The sequence below is a fragment of the Saccharothrix coeruleofusca genome (genome assembly GCF_017876325.1).
Lineage (GTDB): Bacteria > Actinomycetota > Actinomycetes > Mycobacteriales > Pseudonocardiaceae > Actinosynnema > Actinosynnema coeruleofuscum.
Window position 1 is genome coordinate 2,626,978 of the sequence record NZ_JAGINV010000001.1, and the last position, 17,637, is coordinate 2,644,614.

Sequence of the window (17,637 nt, forward strand, 5' to 3'; positions counted from 1 at the left end):
CCCGCCATCACTCGAACGGGTGGGATTTGCCTGCAAACGGTCAAATCTTTTGCCGAACATTTCCGCCGCTGCGGAATATCCGCAATTCTCGGTAATTCCTCCTCATGCTTTCGGGTACTGGCAGGGCATTCTGCGGACGCGTACCGTCGCTGTGCCGTGGAAGCGCTCTGGCGGAGGTGCCCTCGATGTCGCTCGACGTTCTCGCCCTGCTCAAAGAAGGACTGCCCGAGAGTTCCGGGCCGCGCAAGCGGGTCGTCGTGATCGGCGCCGGAATGGCCGGTCTGACCACCGCGCTGCTGCTCAAAGAGGCCGGTCACGAGGTGACCGTGCTGGAGGGGCAGAACCGGCTGGGCGGCCGCATCCTCACCCACCGCGGATTCGCGGGCGACATGTACGGCGAATTCGGCGCGATGCGCTTCCCGCTGCAGCACCCGCTGGTCCAGTGGCTCATCCAGGACAAGTTCAAGCTCACCGTGCGGCCGTTCCCGATGTACGACGAGGACACGTTCATCTACCTGCAGGGCAAAGGCGTGCGCCGCGCCGAGTTCAGCGCCGACCAATTCGACTTCGACCTGCTGTCCCACGAGGCCGCGCGGACGCCCCACGAACTGCTCCGGCACACCGTGCAACCGCTGGTCGACATCGTGGAGGGCGAGGAAGCCCCGGAGGCGTGGCGCAGGCTGCTGACCGACTACGACAAGTACACGCTGCTGGGCTACCTGAAGGAGCGCGGGCTCAGCGATGGCGCGCTGTCCATGCTCGGCCCCCTGTTCAACCTGGAGGGGCGCTACCACTTCTCACTGGTCGAGTGGTTCTCGCACTACTACGAGGACGTGTTCGGCAACCTGGTCTACCTGGTGGACGGTGCCGACGCGCTGCCCAGGGCGTTCGAACCGCACCTGATGGACGACATCCGGCTGGGCGCGGTGGTGCACGCCATCGACCAGACCGAGAAGAACGTCCACGTGCACTACCGGGTCGGCCGCCGGTCCCAGCGCCTCACCGCCGACGAGTGCGTGGTGACCGTGCCCTTCGCCGGGCTGCGGCACATGGAGATCCAGGGGCTGGACCCGGACAAGTGGTACGCCATCCGCAACACCTACTACGGCCGGGCGCACAAGCTGTTCATGCAGTTCAGCGAGCGGTGGTGGGAGAACGACTACGGCATCACCCAGGGGCTGACGGTGACCGACCTGGCGATCCGCAACGTCGTCTACCCGCCCGCGGGGCAGGACCCCCGCTACCGCAAGGGCGTGATGATCGCGTCCTACTGCTGGGAGCAGGACAGCATGCCCTACACCCCGCTGGCAGGGGAGGAGTGCGTGCTGCAGGCGCTGGAGGACCTGGCCAAGATCCACCCGCAGGCCCGTGACACCTTCGAGTTCGGCGTCTACAAGGACTGGGCGCTGGACTGGTTCGCCTGCGGCATCGGCCCGCTGTTCCGCGCCTTCGAGATGAGCGAGGCGGCCTACGACGACGTGATCCGCCCGGTGCACCGGGTCTGGTTCGCCAACGACGCCTGCGACCGGCGGCACCGGCGCTGGGTGGAGGGCGCGCTCAAGGCCGCGGTGAAGAACGCCTACGCCATCGACACCGGGATGCGCGACGAGATGCCCTGGAAGGACTGAGACGCCGCTCGCGCACTTCGGCGGGTGAGCCCCTTCAGCGGGACCGTCGCAGATCGGCCAGGAGGTCGTCGAGCGCCTTCTCCAGGGCTCGGGAGTTGGCCGGGGTGAACCAGGTGGTGCGGATGCGCTCGTTGCTCCCGTTCGGGGTCTCGTGGTCGTTGGCGAGCTGGCTCAGGGAGCGGGTTGTCTCGCTCAGGGAACGGCCGACGCCTTGGAAGAGGCCGCGCACGTAGCTGTCGGCGTCGTCGGAGGCGATGCCGTGGCCGACGGCCCACGAGGTCAGCGTCGCGAGGTAGCTGTAGTGCGTGGTCAGCGTTCCCGTCAGCGCGGAGAAGACGTCGAAGACCGCCTCGTCCGCGACCGGGAGCACCCCGCCCAGCTGCTCGAAGAACGGGTCCACCACCGGGTGCGACGGGCAGGTCACCGTGACGGAACGGCGCTCGCGCACCGCGGGCAGGGGAATGGCCCGGACCACCGGGACGTCGGTGGCCAGTGTCCGGCGCAGGTCGTCGTTGGCGACACCGGCCATCACGTTGACCACGACCCGGTCGCCGTCCACCCGCACACCGGCCAGCGCCTCGTGCCGGTCCTGGCGGCGCACGGCGATGACCACCAGCTCGGAGCGGTCCACCACCGCCTGGTTGTCGGCGCACACCCGCACGCCGTCGTAGCGCTCGGACAGCTCCGCGGCCGTGCGGGCTCCCCGTGGGGAGAGGTACACCTCCGGTGACCCCTCCCCGTCGCACAGGCCCGTCACGATGGCCCGGCCGATCTCGCCCACTCCGATGATGCCGACGCGCTTCACTGGGCCTTCCTCCGTGGTGTGCGGCCGAGGTCGACCGGCCCGGTCGACCCCACGACCATGCCAGAAGGAGGCGGCGGCGCGGGCCGTGCGCCCAGGGTCAGGCGGCCGCCCGGTCGGCGTTGCGCCGGATGGCGCGGACCAGGGTGGGCCAGACGGTCGGGGGCAGGTCGTGGCCCATGCCGTCGACCAGCAGCAGTTCCGCGTCGGGGATGGCGGCGGCGGTGGCCTGACCGCCGCTGGGGTTGACCAGGGTGTCGGCCGTGCCGTGCACGACCAGGGCGGGCAGCCGCACGCCCTGCAGGCCCGGCGTCCGGTCGGGGGAGGCGATGATCGCGGCGTACTGCCGCATCCCGCCCGCGGGGTTGTACGCGCGGTCGTAGGCCAACGCCGAGCGGGCCCGCAGCTGCTCCTCGTCGACCCCCGGCGAGCCGAAGACCCGCCACGCGGCCACCGATGCCTCCACCGCCTCCTCCCGCGTGGTGGCGGGCCGCTGGTCCAGCAGCGCCAACGCCTCCGGGGAGGGCTGTCCCACGGCGGGGTTGCCGGTGGTGGACATGATCGAGCACAGGCTCAGCACCCGCTCCGAGTGGTCGATCGCGCACTGCTGGGCGATCATGCCACCCATCGACGCGCCGACCAGGTGCGCCTTGTCCACGCCCAGCGCGTCCAGCAGACCGACGAGGTCGAGCGCCATGTCGGCCAGCGTGTAGGGCACGGTGGTGCGGTCACCGGCGAAGATCGCCGCGAAGTCGGGCGCGGGCAGGTGGTCGAACTGGGTGGACAGGCCGCAGTCGCGGTTGTCGAACCGGATCACGTGGAAGCCCTGGTCGGCCAGCAGGCCGCACAGCTCCTCCTCCCACGCGATCATCTGCGTGCGCAGCCCCATGACCAGCACCAGGGCCGGGTTCGCCGGGTCCCCGAACGTGTCGTACTCCAGCTCGATCCCGTTGGCCTGCGCGCGGGGCATGGACCTGACCTCCTCGTTGGACGTTCGCTTCCACCGTAGTTGATCGACTGGCCCCGCCGTGATCGGCGTGGACGACGGCGTCGCGTGGAACGGTGCGGGGCTGCCGTCACTCGCGCGGTGTTCCGACCCGGAGCCGGTTGCCGTCGGGGTCGCGCAGCTCGACCTCGCGCGCCCACGGCGCGTCCTCCACTCGCACGCCGAACTCGGCGGCGATGGCGTCGACGTCACGAGCGCGGAGGTAGACCAACGTGTCGGGGCGGGCGTCGCCCTCGTGCTCGGACAGGAACAACCGCACCCCGTGCCGGGCGACCTCGACGAACGCGGGGAACCCCGGTTCGAAGCGGTGCTCCCACTGCTTGACGAAGCCCAGACGCTCGTACCAGGCGACCGCCGCCGAGGCGTCCTCGACGCGGAGAACGGGGATGACCTCTTCGCGCATCGGGCCATCGTCCCAGACCGCCCGGTGCCAGCGGTCATGTCCACAGTGGACCGAAGTGGGTCGGCCGATTCCCGTCTTCGGGACGTGGTGGGGGAGTAGGCTGTCGAACGGGTCATACCACGGGGCTAGGGGGTCCTCGCATGGGATGCTGCTCATGAGTCCGCTCATCGGTGCGACCGCGCGGTGGGCCGACGACCGATTAGACGCGGCGGGCGGTCTGCGCAGGCAGTTGAACAAGGTCTTCCCGACGCACTGGTCGTTCCTGCTCGGTGAGGTCGCGCTCTACAGCTTCGTCGTGCTGCTGCTGTCGGGCACCTACCTGGCGCTGTTCTTCGACCCCTCCATGCAGGAGGTCGTCTACGACGGCAGCTTCCAGAACCTGCGGGGCGTGCCGATGTCGCGGGCCTACGAGTCCGCGTTGGAGATCTCCTTCGACGTGCGCGGCGGCCTGTTCGTCCGGCAGGTGCACCACTGGGCGGCGCTGCTGTTCATGGCCGCGATCGTGGTGCACATGCTCCGGGTGTTCTTCACCGGCGCGTTCCGCAGGCCGCGGGAGGCGAACTGGGTCATCGGCGTGGTGATCTTCCTGCTGGGCTGCCTGGAGGGCCTGATGGGCTACTCGCTGCCCGACGACCTGCTCTCCGGCGGTGGCCTGCGGGTCACCTCGTCGCTGCTGCTGTCCATCCCGGTGGTCGGCACCTGGCTGCACTGGGCGCTGTTCGGCGGGGAGTTCCCCGGCACCGAGATCATCCCCCGCTTCTACACCCTGCACGTGCTGCTCCTGCCCGCGGTCATGCTGGCGCTGGTCGCGGTGCACCTGGGCCTGGTGTGGTACCAGAAGCACACCCAGTTCCCCGGTGTGGGACGCAAGGAGGGCAACGTCGTCGGCGTGCGCATCATGCCGGTGTTCGCGGCCAAGGCGGGTGGCTTCTTCGCGGTGGTCGCCGGTGTCACCGCGATCATGGGCGGCGTGTTCCAGATCAACCCGATCTGGAACTTCGGCCCGTACAACGCCGGTCACATCTCGGCGGGCACGGTGCCGGACTGGTACATGGGGTGGACCGACGGCCTGCTGCGGATCTGGCCCGCCTGGGAGCTGTACCTGGGCGACTACACGGTGCCCGAACCGTTCCTGCCGTTCATCCTGGGTCTGCCGCTGCTGACCGGCCTGGCCGCGGTGTACCCGTGGATCGAGCGCAGGATGACCAAGGACTACGCGCACCACAACCTGCTCCAGCGGCCCCGCGACGCACCGGTGCGGACCTCGCTGGGCGCCATGGCGCTGACCTGCTTCATGGTGGCGCTGCTGGCCGCCGCCAACGACGTCATCGCGCTGAAGTTCGACATCTCGCTCAACGCGATGACGTGGATGGCCCGGATCGGGCTGCTGGTGCTGCCGCCGATCGCGTACTTCGTGACCTACCGGATCTGCATCGGCCTGCAGCGCGCCGACCGCGAGGTGCTGGAGCACGGCGTGGAGACCGGCATCATCAAGCGCCTGCCGCACGGCGAGTTCGTCGAGGTGCACCAGCCGCTGGCAGCGCGGCCGCTGGAGTACCAGGGCGCCCCGGTGCCGAAGAAGATGAACAAGCTGGGTTCGGCGGGCCGCCCGGTGCCCGGCAGCCTCCTGACGCCGGACCCGCCGGAGGACACCGCGCCCGCCCCGTTCGCGAACTGACCAGCACCCCCACCGCGCCTGCAAGTACTACCCGTGCCACCTCAGCGGGCCGCTAACTACTACCCGCCCCGCCGGAGCGGGTAGTAGTTACGCGCTCGGAGAGGGCGCTCGGGTAGTACTTGCAGGCGTTATGGGGTGAGGTCCGGGCGGGCGGTGTGGCCGGACCGGGACGCGGTCCGGCCACACCCGGCATCACCGCGACGGGGCGGTGAGGAACTGGTCGGGCCGCAGGGCCCGCGCGACGATCCGCGTGTCGCCGATCCACCCGTAGAAGCCCTGCCCGTAGCGCTCGGCGAACTGCGTGCCGCCCAACGCGAACGGCTTGCCCAGCGTGGAGATCCCCCTGGAGTCCTCGGCGGCGTTGCGGGCGATCTTCGAGCCGTCGACGTACATGGTGGTGCGCCGCCCGTCGTTGACCACCGCGACGTGGGTCCACCGGCCGGTGGGCACGGCGTGGCTCCACGAGGTCGGGTCCGAGTCCACCGGCACCGGGTAGACCACGAACTGCAGGAACCGCTCGCCGGAGACGTTCAGGCTGCACGTGGGCTCGTCGTCGGACCACCCGCTGGTCTTGCCCGCGTCGCCGCTGCGGCCCTCCCAGCTGAGGATGCCCATGAACGCGTGCTCGCCCTCGAACGGCTCGGGCAGCTTGATGAACGTCTCGATGGTGTAGCCGGACTCGAACTTCATCCGGTTCAGCGGAGCCGTCGCGGCGGTGCGCAGCACGGCGCAGCGGTCGGGGCCCTGGCCGCCGTCGAAGCGCAGGCTGGCGTGCCCCGGCTGGGCCTGGTGGTGCTCCCCGGACCAGGCCAGCAGTTCCGGCGCGGAGCCGTGGACCCGTTGCGCGGTCAGGTCGTTGCCGTTGCCGGACAGGTCGCGCGCGACCGCGCCGTCGGGCACCGGGCCGTCGGCGGCGGGGAAGCCCTCGCGGTCGAAGCGCCAGTACGCGACCGTGCCCTTAACCAGCACCTCGCGCGCCGGGCGCGGTGCCGGGACGGGAGCGGGGAACCGCGCGGCGAAGTCCACCGCCACGGTGAACCGGTCGACGTCCCCGCTCAGCTCGCGGTTCTGCGCGCCCAGCGGCGAGCGGTCGGCGGCGCTGAGCCACGGGGAGAAGGTCTCCACGTCGATCACACCGCGCGCCAGGTCGAACGAGTACAGCCGGATCATTCCCGCGCCGCCGTAGTAGCGGTCCTGGTAGTTGGTGACGTGCAGGTGCACGGGGTTGCCGCGGTCGTTGGTCAGCGTGGTCCGGCCGGGCGGCCAGTAGTGGCCGTTGAGGGTCAGGAAGACCTGGTCGTTGCGGCGGATCAGGCGGTCCCACAGCGCCCGCCCGTAGGTGGACAGGTCGGCCTGCCCCCGCTCGTCGGCCCACACCAGGTCGTGCGTGGTCAGGATGGTCGGCAGGTCGCGGTGCCGGTCCAGGACCTGCTGCGCCCAGCCGAAGCCGCGCTCGGACAGCCGCCAGTCCAGCGCCAGCAGCAGCCAGCGGCGCCCGCCCGCCGGGATGACGTGGAAGCTGTTGTAGCCGTCGGGGGAGGAGCCGCCGTAGGTGGCCATCCGGCGGAACCGGTGCGGGCCGAACGTGCGCAGGTACGGGCTGTCGCCGCGCTGGTCGGTGCTGTTCGAGGCGATGTCGTGGTTGCCTGCCAGCACGCTGTAGGGCAGGGTCGCGGTGGCGAACACGGTGTCGGCGACGCGCATCTCGCGCTCGGTGCCGTGCTCGGTGACGTCGCCCAGGTGGGCCAGGAAGACCACGTTCTCCTCGTGCCGCTTGCGGGCCAGGTAGCGCAGGGTCTCCCGGACCGGCTCCTCGTCGGAGCCGCCCTCGTCGATCAGGTACTGGGTGTCGGGCAGCACCGCGATGGTGAACCGGGGGCTGTCGGCGTCCGGGCGTGCGGCGGCCGAGGAGGCCGGGGCGGCGAGGTGCGCCGCGCTCGTCATGGCCGCCGGTGTGCCGATGGCCGCTTGCAGGAGGGTGCGCCTGGCGATGTCCACGCCGCGGACCGTAGGCGGGTCCGGCGAACACCGCGTGAACGCCGGGCGGCTGTTCGGCCCAGTGCCGGGGACCGTTGGGGCGCAAGCGGACCGGACACGTCCGGCGGGCGTCTCATCCGGTGCGCCTGCCATCCGTCATCCGACCGATGTTTGCGCGGGCACGCCGGTGCACCGTGGACGCGGGCGAGTCGAGGGGACGGGGCGATTCGCCCCCTCGGCGCCCGCACCGAGACGGCCCCGCGGTGCCCGCGCCAGGACGTGCGCGGCCCCCATTGGAGGTGCACCCCGATGATCGACGTCAGCCCGCTCCCGCACCCCGACGAACTCGGCTCCCGCGCCGAGACCATGGCCAGGCTGCTCCGCGACGTCCCCGTGCCGTTCACCCGCGTGGTCTCGCTGTGGGTCGGCTACCGCGTGCGCCGGGAGCCCCGGTGCCCCGACCGCGTGCACCACCTCACCGCCCGCCAGGCGCAGCTGATGGGCGGCCTGCCCACGGGCACCCCGGTGACCCGGCGCGAGGGCTACCTCGTGCCGTACCTGGGTGGTGGCGGGCCGCGCCTGGCCGCGATCACCGCGCTGCTGCACACCTCGTCGCTGGAGCTGGACGAGCCGCAGCACTCCGAGCTGTCCAGGGGTTACCTGCCGCTGGGCCTGCTGCTCAACGACGCGCGGCGGGTCACCCACTACGCCTGCCCGGTCGCCGCCGGCGCCGCCGACCCGGACCTGGACGACCCGCTGCCCGACGAGCCGGGCGACGTGGGCGTGCTGCGCTGCCAGGCGACCCTGCTCAGCGCGGGCCGCCCGGTCGCGCTGGTCAGGGAGACCGTCTACGAGGTCACCCTGACCAGCCGCAGGCCACCGGACGTGCTGTCGCACCTGCACCCGCCCGCGCACGGCCTGGTGTCCTGATGCCCGTGGTGTCCGCGCGCACCCGGGCGCTGGCCGCGGCCTCGGTGGCGGCGGGCACCAGCGGCTACGTGGTGGCCGCGGTGCTGCCCGAGCTGGCCGCCGACCTCGACGTCACCCTCGCCTCGGCCGGGCAGGTGCTCACCGCGTTCGCCCTGGCCTACGCGGTCGGCTCGCCGGTGCTGGCGGTGCTGACCGCCGGGTGGGAGCGCCGCGCGCTGATCGTGGCCGCGCTGGTGGTGGCCGCCCTGGGCAACCTGGCCTCGGCGCTGGCGCCGGGCCTGGGGCCGCTGCTGGCAGCGCGGGTGGTCACCGCCTGCGGCGCGGCGCTGACCACCCCGGCGGCCACGGCCGTGGCCGCGCAGCTGCACCCGCCGGGCACGCGGGCGCGGGCGATGGCGGTGGTCACCGGAGGGCTGACCGCGGCGACCGTGCTCGGCGTGCCCGCCGGTCGGGCGGTGGTCGAGCTGGCCGGGCCCAGGGCCGCGTTCGCGCTGACCGCCGGGCTGTGCCTGCTGGCCGCCGCGGTGGTCGCCCTGGTCGTGCCCGCCACCCCGGCGGGCCCGCCACTGGGCCTGCGGCAGCGGCTGGCGCTGCCCGGCGGTGGCGCGGGGGCGCGGCGGCTGCTGCTGGTGTCGCTGCTGTCCTGCCTGGCCACCTTCAGCGTGTACGGCTACCTGACGCCGCTGCTGACCGCGGGCCCGGCGGCGCTGCCGGTGAGCCTGCTGCTGCTGGCCTACGGCGTGGGCGGGGTGCTGGGCAACGTGCTGGGCGGCCGGGCCGCCGACCGCCGAGGCCCGCGCGGTCCGCTGCTGGTGGCGCTGTTCGGGACCGCGGTGGCGTTGGTGCTGCTGCGACCCGCCCTGGGCGATCCGGTGGCGGTGGTGGCGGTGCTGACCGCGTGGGGCGGGTTGTTCTGGGCGTTCAACCCGCCGCTGTTCGCCGCGCTGGTCGCGGTGGACCCCGGCCGCGCCGGGGTGCTGCTGGCGCTCAACGCCTCGGCGATCTACCTGGGGATCGCGGGCGCGGGCGTGGTGGGTGGCGCGGTCACCGCGACGGCCGGGGTGCAGGCCGTTCCCGTGGTCGGCGCGGTCACCGCGGCGCTGGCTGCGTGCGTGGCGCTGTCGACGCGTTCGCCGGGGCGGCGGCGTGCCACCGCCCAGGCCGGGAGCCGGGCCGAACCGGAGGGGGAGGCCGAGCAGGTGCCTGCGGCCGCGGTCCCGCTGGACCGGTAGCCACGCGCCCACCCGCCGCTCACCGCGTCGTGGTCGGCTCCAGCAGCAGTTCGGCGACCGGGCGGCGGGGCGCGGGCGGCACCGGCGAGCCGAAGCCGATGCGCAGCACCGCCTGGGGCACCAGCGTCCCGCCCAGCGCGCGGCGCAGCTCCTCGCGGACCGGGCGGACCTCGACGGGCTGGGACAGGAAGGAGGCCGACAGGCCGAGCGTGGTCGCGGTCAGCAGCACCCGTTGCAGCGCCTGGCCTGCCTGGAGGTCGGCCAGCGGGCCGTCGTAGAACGAGCACAGCACCACGACCAGCGGGTCGGACTCGTAGTCCTTGCCCGGTGGGCGTTCCACGGCCTGGAAGTCGCGCAGCGCCCACTCGTCCTGCGGCGCGGGCCGCAACCCGGCCGACGCGGGCGGGACGCCGTCCCCGTCGCGGTCGGGACCGGTCCAGGCCGCCAGCTCGGAGCGCACGTCCGCGTCGGCGGACTGGATGCGGTGCGCCCGCGCCACGAACTCCTGCAACCTGGCCCGGTCGGTGGGGTCGCCCACCACGTGCAGCCACGACCGCTCGCGCTCGGCGGCGCGCACCAGCGCCTGGCGGTGGCCCACCGGCACCGCGACGTCGCGGAAGGGCTTGCGGTTGGACCGCCGCGCGGGCACCGCGGCGGCCAGCGCGCGGGTCTGCTCGTCGACCTGGAAGGTGCCACCGCGGCGCACCGCGGCCAGCGCGCCGGGCGCGTCGCTGCCGGGCAGCAGCGACACCAGCGGCCGGACCCCGCGCGCCTGCAGGGCGACCCTGAGGTTGAACAGCGCCGCGCCGCAGGCCAAGCGCAGCTCGCGGTCCTCCGGGTCGGTCGCGGGCAGCCTGCGGGCGGGATCGGCGTGCAGCTCGACGCGGTCGCCCGCCAGTCGGAACCGCCACGGCTGGGTGTTGTGCACAGACGGAGCCAGCGCGGCGGCGCGCAGGACCTCGGTCACCTCCTGCGCCGTCAGCCCCAGCACCGGCTTCACACCGTCCACCACGCCACCTCCGCTCCATCGACCCGGCGGGTCATCCGGACGAACCACACCCACTGTCCGTCGGGGCCACCGCCACGCCACACGGCCGAAGGTCCCGTCCGGGCCGGGGAGTTCGTCCCGCGTCCCGGCCACCCGCACCCCCGCGACCCCGGTCGTGCCCATGTCCTCCTCGGCGGTCACCGTCGCGCCGACGAACCGGCCGTCCATCCGCTGCTCCTCGCGCGCAGGCAGACCCGGCACGACGGCGATACCGCGCCGCGAGTTCGGCCCGGCTGGTCGTGGTCAACTCGACGGAATCATCGGTGAACAGCGCGACACGATCGGTCCACCGCCGCCACGGCCGCGCTTGGTGCAGCGAGGCCGCGCCGGGTGCGGCGCAAGAAGATCGCGGCATTCGGCGCAGTCCGGTCCACAGTGGACGCGTCGGAGTCGTGCTTAATTTACTTAATCTTTTCAGTGTTAACTAAAGAATAAATCATTCTGCGTCGAGCAGCTTGGTGCCATCGGACCGGTAGTGGAAAACTGGCGGTGGCGCGCTTCCCCCGCGCCCGTAGTGGGGGAGGGGGCCGTCCATGTCCGTCACGCCACCCAGGCTGGCCGCGGCGTTGGCCGCCGTGGAGCGGGGTTGGCCGGTGATCCCGCTGCGTCCCGGCGGCAAGGTGCCGGTGTGGCGGGAGTGGGACCGGCGGGCGACGCTCGATCCGGCGGTGGTGCGGTCCTGGTGGGCGCGTGCCCCGTACAACGTCGGGATCTCGTGCCGGGGCGCGGGGTTGTTGGTGGTGGATCTGGACGCCGGTCGTCCGCACGGTTGTCAGGTGCTGCGGGAGCTGGCGCGTGCGCACGGTGCGGACGACCCGCGGGAGACGTACACGGTGGAGACGCCGCGCGGAGGGCAGCACCGGTACTTCCTGGCTCCGGAGTGGCCCGTGCTGGGCAATTCGGTGGCGCGACTGGGTGTGCACGTGGACACGCGCGGGGTGGGCGGGTTCGTCACGGCGGCGGGGTCGGTGCGGCGGACGGCGCGGGGGCCGCGTCGCTACCGGGTGGTGCGGGACGGGCCGGTGGCGCCCGCTCCGGCGTGGTTGGTGGCGGCGTTGGCGCCACGGCAGGTGTCGGGGCCGCTGCTGGGGCCGGGGGTGGCGCGCGTGGTGTCGTCGGGGCGTCGGGTTCGCGCGTACCGGGCCGCTGTGGTCAGCGGTGAGGTGGAGCGGGTGCGCGAGGCCGCGCCGGGGACGCGGGCGCACGTGGTGTTCACCGCGGCGTGCCGGTTGGGGGAGTTGGTGGGGGCGGGGTGGCTGGACGAGGCGACGGCGGTGTCGTTGCTGTCGGCCGCCGCCGCGGTGCACGACGGGGTCGAGGGGTGGGGCGGGCGGGAGGCGTCGCGGCACATCGCGAACGGGGTGGCGCTGGGGCGGCGCAGGCCGCGGGTGCTGCCGGAGCGCCCGGTTGGCGCGAGCCGGGCCGACGGGGGCGACGAATTGCGATCGGACAATGACCGGAAGTAATTATTCGGATTGCCCTGGAATAGTGTCCAAAGGTGATTCTACCTACTTCGCCCAGGTTTTTCCGCCGGGGGTCCGGGCTGATTCTCGGATACACTGGTGGTAGCCCGCGCCGGGCCGCAGCAGGGGGTTGCGGTCAGGAATGGTCCGCGGGTCCTCTGGGGGAGGGGCGGCAATGCCTGTTCCATTTTTCGACGAAGAATTAACGTTCACCGAGCCGGACGGCTCGTCGATCAGGGTGCGCGGCTGGGGCAACCAGTGGACCGCCGTGTTCGAGGCGCTGGACGGTCACACCGTGGTCCGCCACCCCGGCACCGGCTACCACCACTACGCGGGGTTGTCGCCGGACCGGTCGGCCCTGGTGCCGCTGGAGGGCGCGCGGGTCGGCGAGGTCGACCCGGCGACCCTGGGCCTGCCCCGCCACCTGCGCCCGGTGGCCGGGGCGGGCAAGCGCGCGGCGGCCGCCGCGCTGGAGGCGATGCCGGGCAGGCCGCGCTGGATGCGCCGCCGGGAGGAGAAGTCGGCGCTGCGGGCCCTGGGCGAGGTGGGGGCGCTGGAGATCACCGGCAGCGTCACCGGGTTGTGCCTGCTCATCCAGTTCCCGGATGTGCCGGGGACGATCAGCGTCGGGCAGGTCGAGGACTACTGCAACCAGCTCGGTTACACCGGTTTCGGCAACAACGGCTCGGTGCGCGACTACTTCCGCGACATCTCCGCGGGCAGGTTGGACTACACCAACGTCGTCACCGCCTACTACACCACCACGCGCGAGCGCGCCTACTACACCGACCCCGCCGTCCCCTACGGCACGCGGGCGCGGGAGGTCATCGTGGAGGCGCTGACCGCGCTGCGTTCGCGGGGCTTCGACTTCTCCGGTCTGACCCCGGACGACCAGGGCTACATCCGGGCGCTCAACGTCTTCTACGCCGGTCCGGTGGTCAACAACTGGTCGGAGGGCCTGTGGCCGCACGCCTGGGCGCTGGCCGAGCCCTTCGAGGCCACCCCGACAACCTGGTTCAGCGATTATCAGATCAGCAACATGGGTGATGCGCTGACGCTGGGCACGTTCTGCCACGAGAACGGCCACATGGTCTGCGACTTCCCCGACCTGTACGACTACGGTGGTGAATCCGCTGGCACCGGCGGTTACTGCCTGATGAGCGCCAGCGGTGGCACCAATCCCGTGCAGGTCTGCGCGTTCCTGAAGAACGAGGCCGGGTGGGCCGAGGAGGTCGCCGACATCGTCCCCGGCAGCACCTACACCCTCGACGCGGGGCGCAACGACTTCCTGCTGCACCGCAGGAACGACCGGGAGTACTTCATCCTGGAGAACCGGGCGCGCTCCGGGCGCGACGCCAACCTGCCCGACGCAGGGTTGGCGATCTGGCACGTGGACGAGGACGGCAGCAACAGCAACGAGCAGATGACCCCCAGCCTGCACTACATGTGCTCGCTGGAGCAGGCGGACAACGCCTTCGACCTGGAGCGGGGCTTCAACCAGGGTGACGCCGCGGACTTGTTCGGCGCGCCTTCGGCCACCGGCTTCAGCGACTTCACCGCGCCGTCGGGCCGCTGGTGGGACGGCAGCGCCTCGGGGTTGCGGCTGGAGCGGATCTCCGCCCCCGGTCCCAGCATGACCCTGCGCGCCGCGGGCGGTCTGCGGATCACCACCGTCAGCCCGGTGGCCGACCGCAGCAACAACGCCTACGTCTTCGCCCTGGACGCCGAGGGCGTGCTCCACCTGGCCTCGTCGACCGGGCAGGGGGCCTGGAGCCGCTGGGAGGCGGGCTGGAACGGGGCGCCCGCGCTGCGCGGCGTCACCGCGGTCAACGACCGCAGCAACGCGCTGTTCGTCTTCGGTCTCGCCCCGGACGGCACCGTCCACCACAGCGCCCGTGACACCGCGGGCGCTTGGGGGCCGTGGCGGACGAACTGGAACGGCGCCCCGAGGCTGCAGTCGATCACCGCGCTGGTCGACCAGGCCAACGAACTGCACCTGTTCGGCATCGCCTCGGACGGCACCGTCCACCACAGCGCCCGCAACGCGGCGGGCACCTGGGGGCGGTGGCAGGCGAACTGGAACGCCGCGCCCCGGCTGGGCTCGGTCGCCGCGGTGGCCGATCTGGTCGGCAACGTCCTGCTCTTCGGCGTGGCCCCGGACGGCACCGCCCACCTGGCCTCCCGCGACGCCTCGGGGTCGTGGACGCCGTGGCAGGCGGGCTGGAGCGGTGCGCCCCGGCTGACCGCGATCACCGCCGCGCACGACCGCACCAGCGCGGTCCACGTCTTCGGCGTGGCCGCCGACGGCACCGTCCACCTGGTCGTCCGCGACGGGCAGGGCCGCTGGAGCCCCTGGCAGGCGGGCTGGAACGGTGCGCCCGCGCTGCGGGCCGTCGTCCCGGTGGGCGATCTGGCCAACGGTCTGCACGTGTTCGGCGTGGCCCCGGACGACGTGCTGCACCTGGCCTCCCGCGACGCGTCGGGGGCGTGGACCGCCTGGCAGGCGGGGTGGAACGGCGCACCCGAGTTGACCGCGGTGGTGCCGCTGGCGGTGGGCGACGACACGCTGCACGTCTTCGGCATCACCGGGGAGGGGCAGGTGCGGCTGGCCTCCCGCACTCCGCTCGGGGCCTGGTCGGGCTGGACGGCGCTGGGCTGAGCCGCCGGTCCGCGTCGGGTCGGTCAACCGGTCGGGTGGCGCGGGGCCGCGTCACCCGACCGGTTGATGACGCGCAACCAGATCTCGGTGCAGGTCAGCGTCGCGGCGTCCAGGTCGCCGGTCCCCGAGGCGTGGTAGAAGGCGCGTTCGGTCATGTGGCACAGCGCGCGGGCCAGCGCCGCGGCGCCGGTCGGGCCTTCGCCGTCGGGGATGCCCGCCCGCACCAGCACGCGGGCCATGGCCTGGGCGTAAGCGGTCACGGTGTCGTTCCACAGCGCCGCGATGTCGGGCACCGAGGGGGAGAAGTCCACGGCCGCGCGCATCACGCGGCCGTGCTCGCGCCACATCTTCCCGGTGCGGGCCACCGCTTCGCGCACGGTGTCCTCCGGTGAGGAGCCCACGGCCTCGGAGGCGCCGAGGGCGTCCTGCCGCAGCACGGCCACGGTGCGCGCCACCAGGGCGGTCAGCACCTCCTGCTTGGAGCCGAAGTAGAAGTACAGCGAAGCGCGGGAGATGCCCGCGCCCCTGGCGATGGTCTCCACCGTCATCGGCTCGGTGCTCTCGCGCTCCAGCAGCGCCTCGGCCGTGTCCAGGATGGCCTGCTCCCGCAGGTCGCCCTTGCGCGGTGTCTCCCGCCGCTTGCCCATCGCCGTGCCGCCTCCTCCGACCGCGGCGCAGTGTAGTGACCTGCGCGGTGGTGACCCGCGCGCGGCCGGGCGCTACGAGGTGATCTGGTGGCCTTCGGGGAAGTCGGTCGAGCGCGACAGCTCCGCCCACTCCCGCAGGTCGGCCTCCACCGCCGCGCGGCCCGCCGCGACCAGGCGCAGCGCGTCCGAGCCCAGCACCAGGTGCACCGGTGGTCGGGGCGCGTCCAGCACCGCGAGCACCGCCGCCGCGGCCTTGGCGGGGTCGCCCAGCTGGTGGCCGCTGGCCGCCTGTCGGGCGGCGCGCAGCGGTTCGAACAACTCGTCGTAGTCCGCGATGGACCGCTCGGAGCGGATCATGGACCGACCCGCCCAGTCGGTGCGGAACGAGCCCGGTTCCAGGATGGTGACCCGGACGCCGAAGGGGGCGACTTCCTTGGCGAGGGCTTCCATCATGCCCTCCAGGGCGTACTTGCTGCCGCAGTAGAACGCCAGGCCGGGCACGGTCATCAGGCCGCCCATCGAGCCGACCGCGAAGATGTGCCCGGCCCGGCGCCGCCGCATGAACGGCAGCACCGCCTGCACGGTGGCGGCCAGGCCGAAGACGTTGGCGGCGAACTGCGCCCGCAGCTGTGCCAGCGGGGACTCCTCGAACACGCCTTCGTACCCGTACCCGGCGTTGGCGATCAGCACGTCGATCGGGCCGACGTGCTCCTCCGTCTCCCGCACCGCGGTGAACACCGCGTCGTCGTCGGTGACGTCGAGCAGCCGGGCGTGTGCGCGACCGGGTGCCAGTGCCTCGAACGCCGCTCGGTCCCCGTCTTTGCGCACGGTGCCGACGACCACGTGGCCCGCTTCCAGCGCCCCCGTGGCGAAGGCGCGTCCCAGGCCGCTGCTGACGCCGGTGATCAGGAAGGTCCGGCTGGTGGGTGTGCTCATGCGGGTGCCACTCCAGTCCCTGCGGGGCAGCCGGTCCGCGCGGACCGGGCGCATGTCTCTACATCGCGTAGATTTAAATCTACACGACGTCGAGAATCGGGCGTCAGCCCAGCTCGGCGCGCACCCTGGGCAGCACCTCGGTGCCCAGCAGCTCGATGCCCTCCATCACCAACCGGTGCGGCACTCCGGACCAGTCCATCTGCATGGCGTAGCGGTCCGCGCCCACCAGCCTGCCCACCGAGATCATCCGCTCGGCGACCTCGTCGGGGCTGCCCGCGAAGATCGACCGCGCGCCCTCGGCCCAGGCGTCGTAGTCCGACCGCGAGGGCACCCCCCAGCCGCGCGCCCGCGCGCCGTACTTCATCGTCTCCAGCCAGTACGGGTAGAAAGCGTCCTTGGCCCGCTGGGACTCGCGGGCCACCAGCCCGATCCCGCCCATCGTCACGTGCAGGTCCTCGGGGGTGTGCCCGGCCGCCTCACCCGCCCTCCGGTACAGGTCCACCAGCGGCGCGAAGCGCTCCGGCTCGCCGCCGATGACGGCGTAGACCACCGGCAGGCCCAGCACGCCCGCGCGGATCGAGGACTCGGGGTTGCCGCCGGTGCCCACCGAGACGCGCAGCCTGCCCCGGTAGGGCCGGGGGAAGACCGAGACGTCCTCCAGCGGCGCGCGGAACCTGCCCGACCAGGTGATCGGGTTCTCCCGGTCCAGGCGCAGCAGCAGTTCCAGCTTCTCCTCGAACAGCTCGTCGTAGTCGCGCAGGCTCGCGCCGAACAGGGGGAAGGACTCGGTGAACGAGCCCCGGCCCGCCAGCAGCTCCGCGCGGCCTCGGCTGAGCTGGTCCAGCGTGGTGAACTGCTGGTAGAGCCGCACCGGGTCCTCGGTGCTGAGCACGGTGACGGCGCTGCTGAGGGTGATCCGCTCGGTGACGCTCGCCGCCGCGGCCAGCACCGTGGCGGGGCTGGAGATGGCGAAGTCCTCCAGGTGGTGCTCGCCCAGGCCGTAGAAGGCCAGCCCCAGCTCGTCGGCGAGCCTGATGCGCTCCAAGGTCTGGGCCAGCGCCGTGGCCACCGGGACCTGCTCGCCGGTCGACGGGTCGCGGTGGCGGTCGGCGAAGCTGTAGATCCCGAGTTCCATGACGCCTCCATTGTTGATGCGTCACCAAAGTAATCCGCTCGGCGTGACACGTCAACAAACCTTTGGTGATGCATCAACAACCGCTACCGTGGA

General features: G+C 72.5%; 14 protein-coding genes. 6 read left to right on the forward strand and 8 right to left on the reverse strand.

Features of this window, described 5'->3' with window-relative positions; translation table 11 throughout:
• Positions 1-185 precede the first annotated feature (185 nt).
• Positions 186-1,628: a flavin monoamine oxidase family protein gene (locus JOF41_RS12070; protein WP_209618687.1), complete on the forward strand. Its 1,443-nt coding sequence runs from the start codon at positions 186-188 to the stop codon at positions 1,626-1,628.
• Between the two features lie 34 nt (positions 1,629-1,662).
• On the opposite strand, the gene JOF41_RS12075 is transcribed toward JOF41_RS12070, so the two are convergent.
• From JOF41_RS12075 to JOF41_RS12085, 3 genes are all read right to left on the reverse strand, one after another.
• Positions 1,663-2,433: an NAD(P)-binding domain-containing protein gene (locus JOF41_RS12075; RefSeq protein ID WP_209618690.1), complete on the reverse strand. Its 771-nt coding sequence runs from the start codon at positions 2,431-2,433 to the stop codon at positions 1,663-1,665.
• Positions 2,434-2,530: 97 nt separating this feature from the next.
• On the reverse strand, positions 2,531-3,400 hold the full coding sequence (locus JOF41_RS12080) for an alpha/beta fold hydrolase (protein ID WP_209618691.1): 870 nt from the start codon (positions 3,398-3,400) through the stop codon (positions 2,531-2,533).
• Positions 3,401-3,506: 106 nt separating this feature from the next.
• Positions 3,507-3,839, reverse strand: coding sequence for a glyoxalase superfamily protein (locus JOF41_RS12085; protein ID WP_189223680.1), 333 nt, complete (start codon positions 3,837-3,839; stop codon positions 3,507-3,509).
• 154 nt (positions 3,840-3,993) lie between these two features.
• Here JOF41_RS12085 and qcrB point away from each other — a divergent pair, with 154 nt between their 5' ends.
• Positions 3,994-5,517 carry a cytochrome bc1 complex cytochrome b subunit gene (qcrB, locus tag JOF41_RS12090; RefSeq protein WP_209618744.1) on the forward strand — a complete coding sequence of 508 codons (1,524 nt, stop codon included), beginning with the start codon at positions 3,994-3,996 and terminating at the stop codon, positions 5,515-5,517.
• 192 nt (positions 5,518-5,709) lie between these two features.
• Here the strand turns inward: qcrB and JOF41_RS12095 are convergent, their stop codons facing one another.
• Entirely contained in the window at positions 5,710-7,515 is a 1,806-nt protein-coding gene (locus JOF41_RS12095) for a LamG-like jellyroll fold domain-containing protein (protein ID WP_307867386.1), read from the reverse strand.
• A 288-nt stretch (positions 7,516-7,803) separates the two neighbouring features.
• Between JOF41_RS12095 and JOF41_RS12100 the strand changes: the two genes are divergently transcribed.
• Positions 7,804-8,424 (forward strand): hypothetical protein, encoded by a 621-nt coding sequence (locus JOF41_RS12100; RefSeq protein ID WP_189223679.1) that lies wholly within the window; start codon positions 7,804-7,806, stop codon positions 8,422-8,424.
• Positions 8,424-9,656 carry an MFS transporter gene (locus JOF41_RS12105; protein WP_209618747.1) on the forward strand — a complete coding sequence of 411 codons (1,233 nt, stop codon included), beginning with the start codon at positions 8,424-8,426 and terminating at the stop codon, positions 9,654-9,656. Before JOF41_RS12100 ends, JOF41_RS12105 begins: the two co-directional genes overlap by 1 nt.
• Before the next feature lie 19 nt (positions 9,657-9,675).
• On the opposite strand, the gene JOF41_RS12110 is transcribed toward JOF41_RS12105, so the two are convergent.
• Positions 9,676-10,872, reverse strand: a complete 1,197-nt coding sequence (locus JOF41_RS12110) for an Acg family FMN-binding oxidoreductase (RefSeq protein WP_229795623.1) — start codon at positions 10,870-10,872, stop codon at positions 9,676-9,678.
• Positions 10,873-11,237: 365 nt separating this feature from the next.
• On the opposite strand from JOF41_RS12110, the gene JOF41_RS12115 reads away from it, so the two are divergent.
• Both JOF41_RS12115 and JOF41_RS12120 read left to right on the forward strand, forming a co-directional pair.
• Positions 11,238-12,170, forward strand: a complete 933-nt coding sequence (locus JOF41_RS12115) for a bifunctional DNA primase/polymerase (RefSeq protein WP_189223677.1) — start codon at positions 11,238-11,240, stop codon at positions 12,168-12,170.
• 172 nt (positions 12,171-12,342) lie between these two features.
• On the forward strand, positions 12,343-14,826 hold the full coding sequence (locus JOF41_RS12120) for a M6 family metalloprotease domain-containing protein (RefSeq protein WP_209618749.1): 2,484 nt from the start codon (positions 12,343-12,345) through the stop codon (positions 14,824-14,826).
• A 23-nt stretch (positions 14,827-14,849) separates the two neighbouring features.
• Here JOF41_RS12120 and JOF41_RS12125 read toward each other — a convergent pair whose 3' ends face one another.
• The 3 genes from JOF41_RS12125 to JOF41_RS12135 form a co-directional block, all read right to left on the reverse strand.
• Positions 14,850-15,473: a TetR/AcrR family transcriptional regulator gene (locus JOF41_RS12125; RefSeq protein ID WP_209618752.1), complete on the reverse strand. Its 624-nt coding sequence runs from the start codon at positions 15,471-15,473 to the stop codon at positions 14,850-14,852.
• Positions 15,474-15,545: 72 nt separating this feature from the next.
• Entirely contained in the window at positions 15,546-16,409 is an 864-nt protein-coding gene (locus JOF41_RS12130; RefSeq protein ID WP_209618755.1) for an oxidoreductase, read from the reverse strand.
• 103 nt (positions 16,410-16,512) lie between these two features.
• Complete coding sequence (locus JOF41_RS12135) at positions 16,513-17,544, reverse strand: LLM class flavin-dependent oxidoreductase (protein ID WP_209618758.1); 1,032 nt, start codon at positions 17,542-17,544, stop codon at positions 16,513-16,515.
• Between the last annotated feature and the right edge of the window lie 93 nt (positions 17,545-17,637).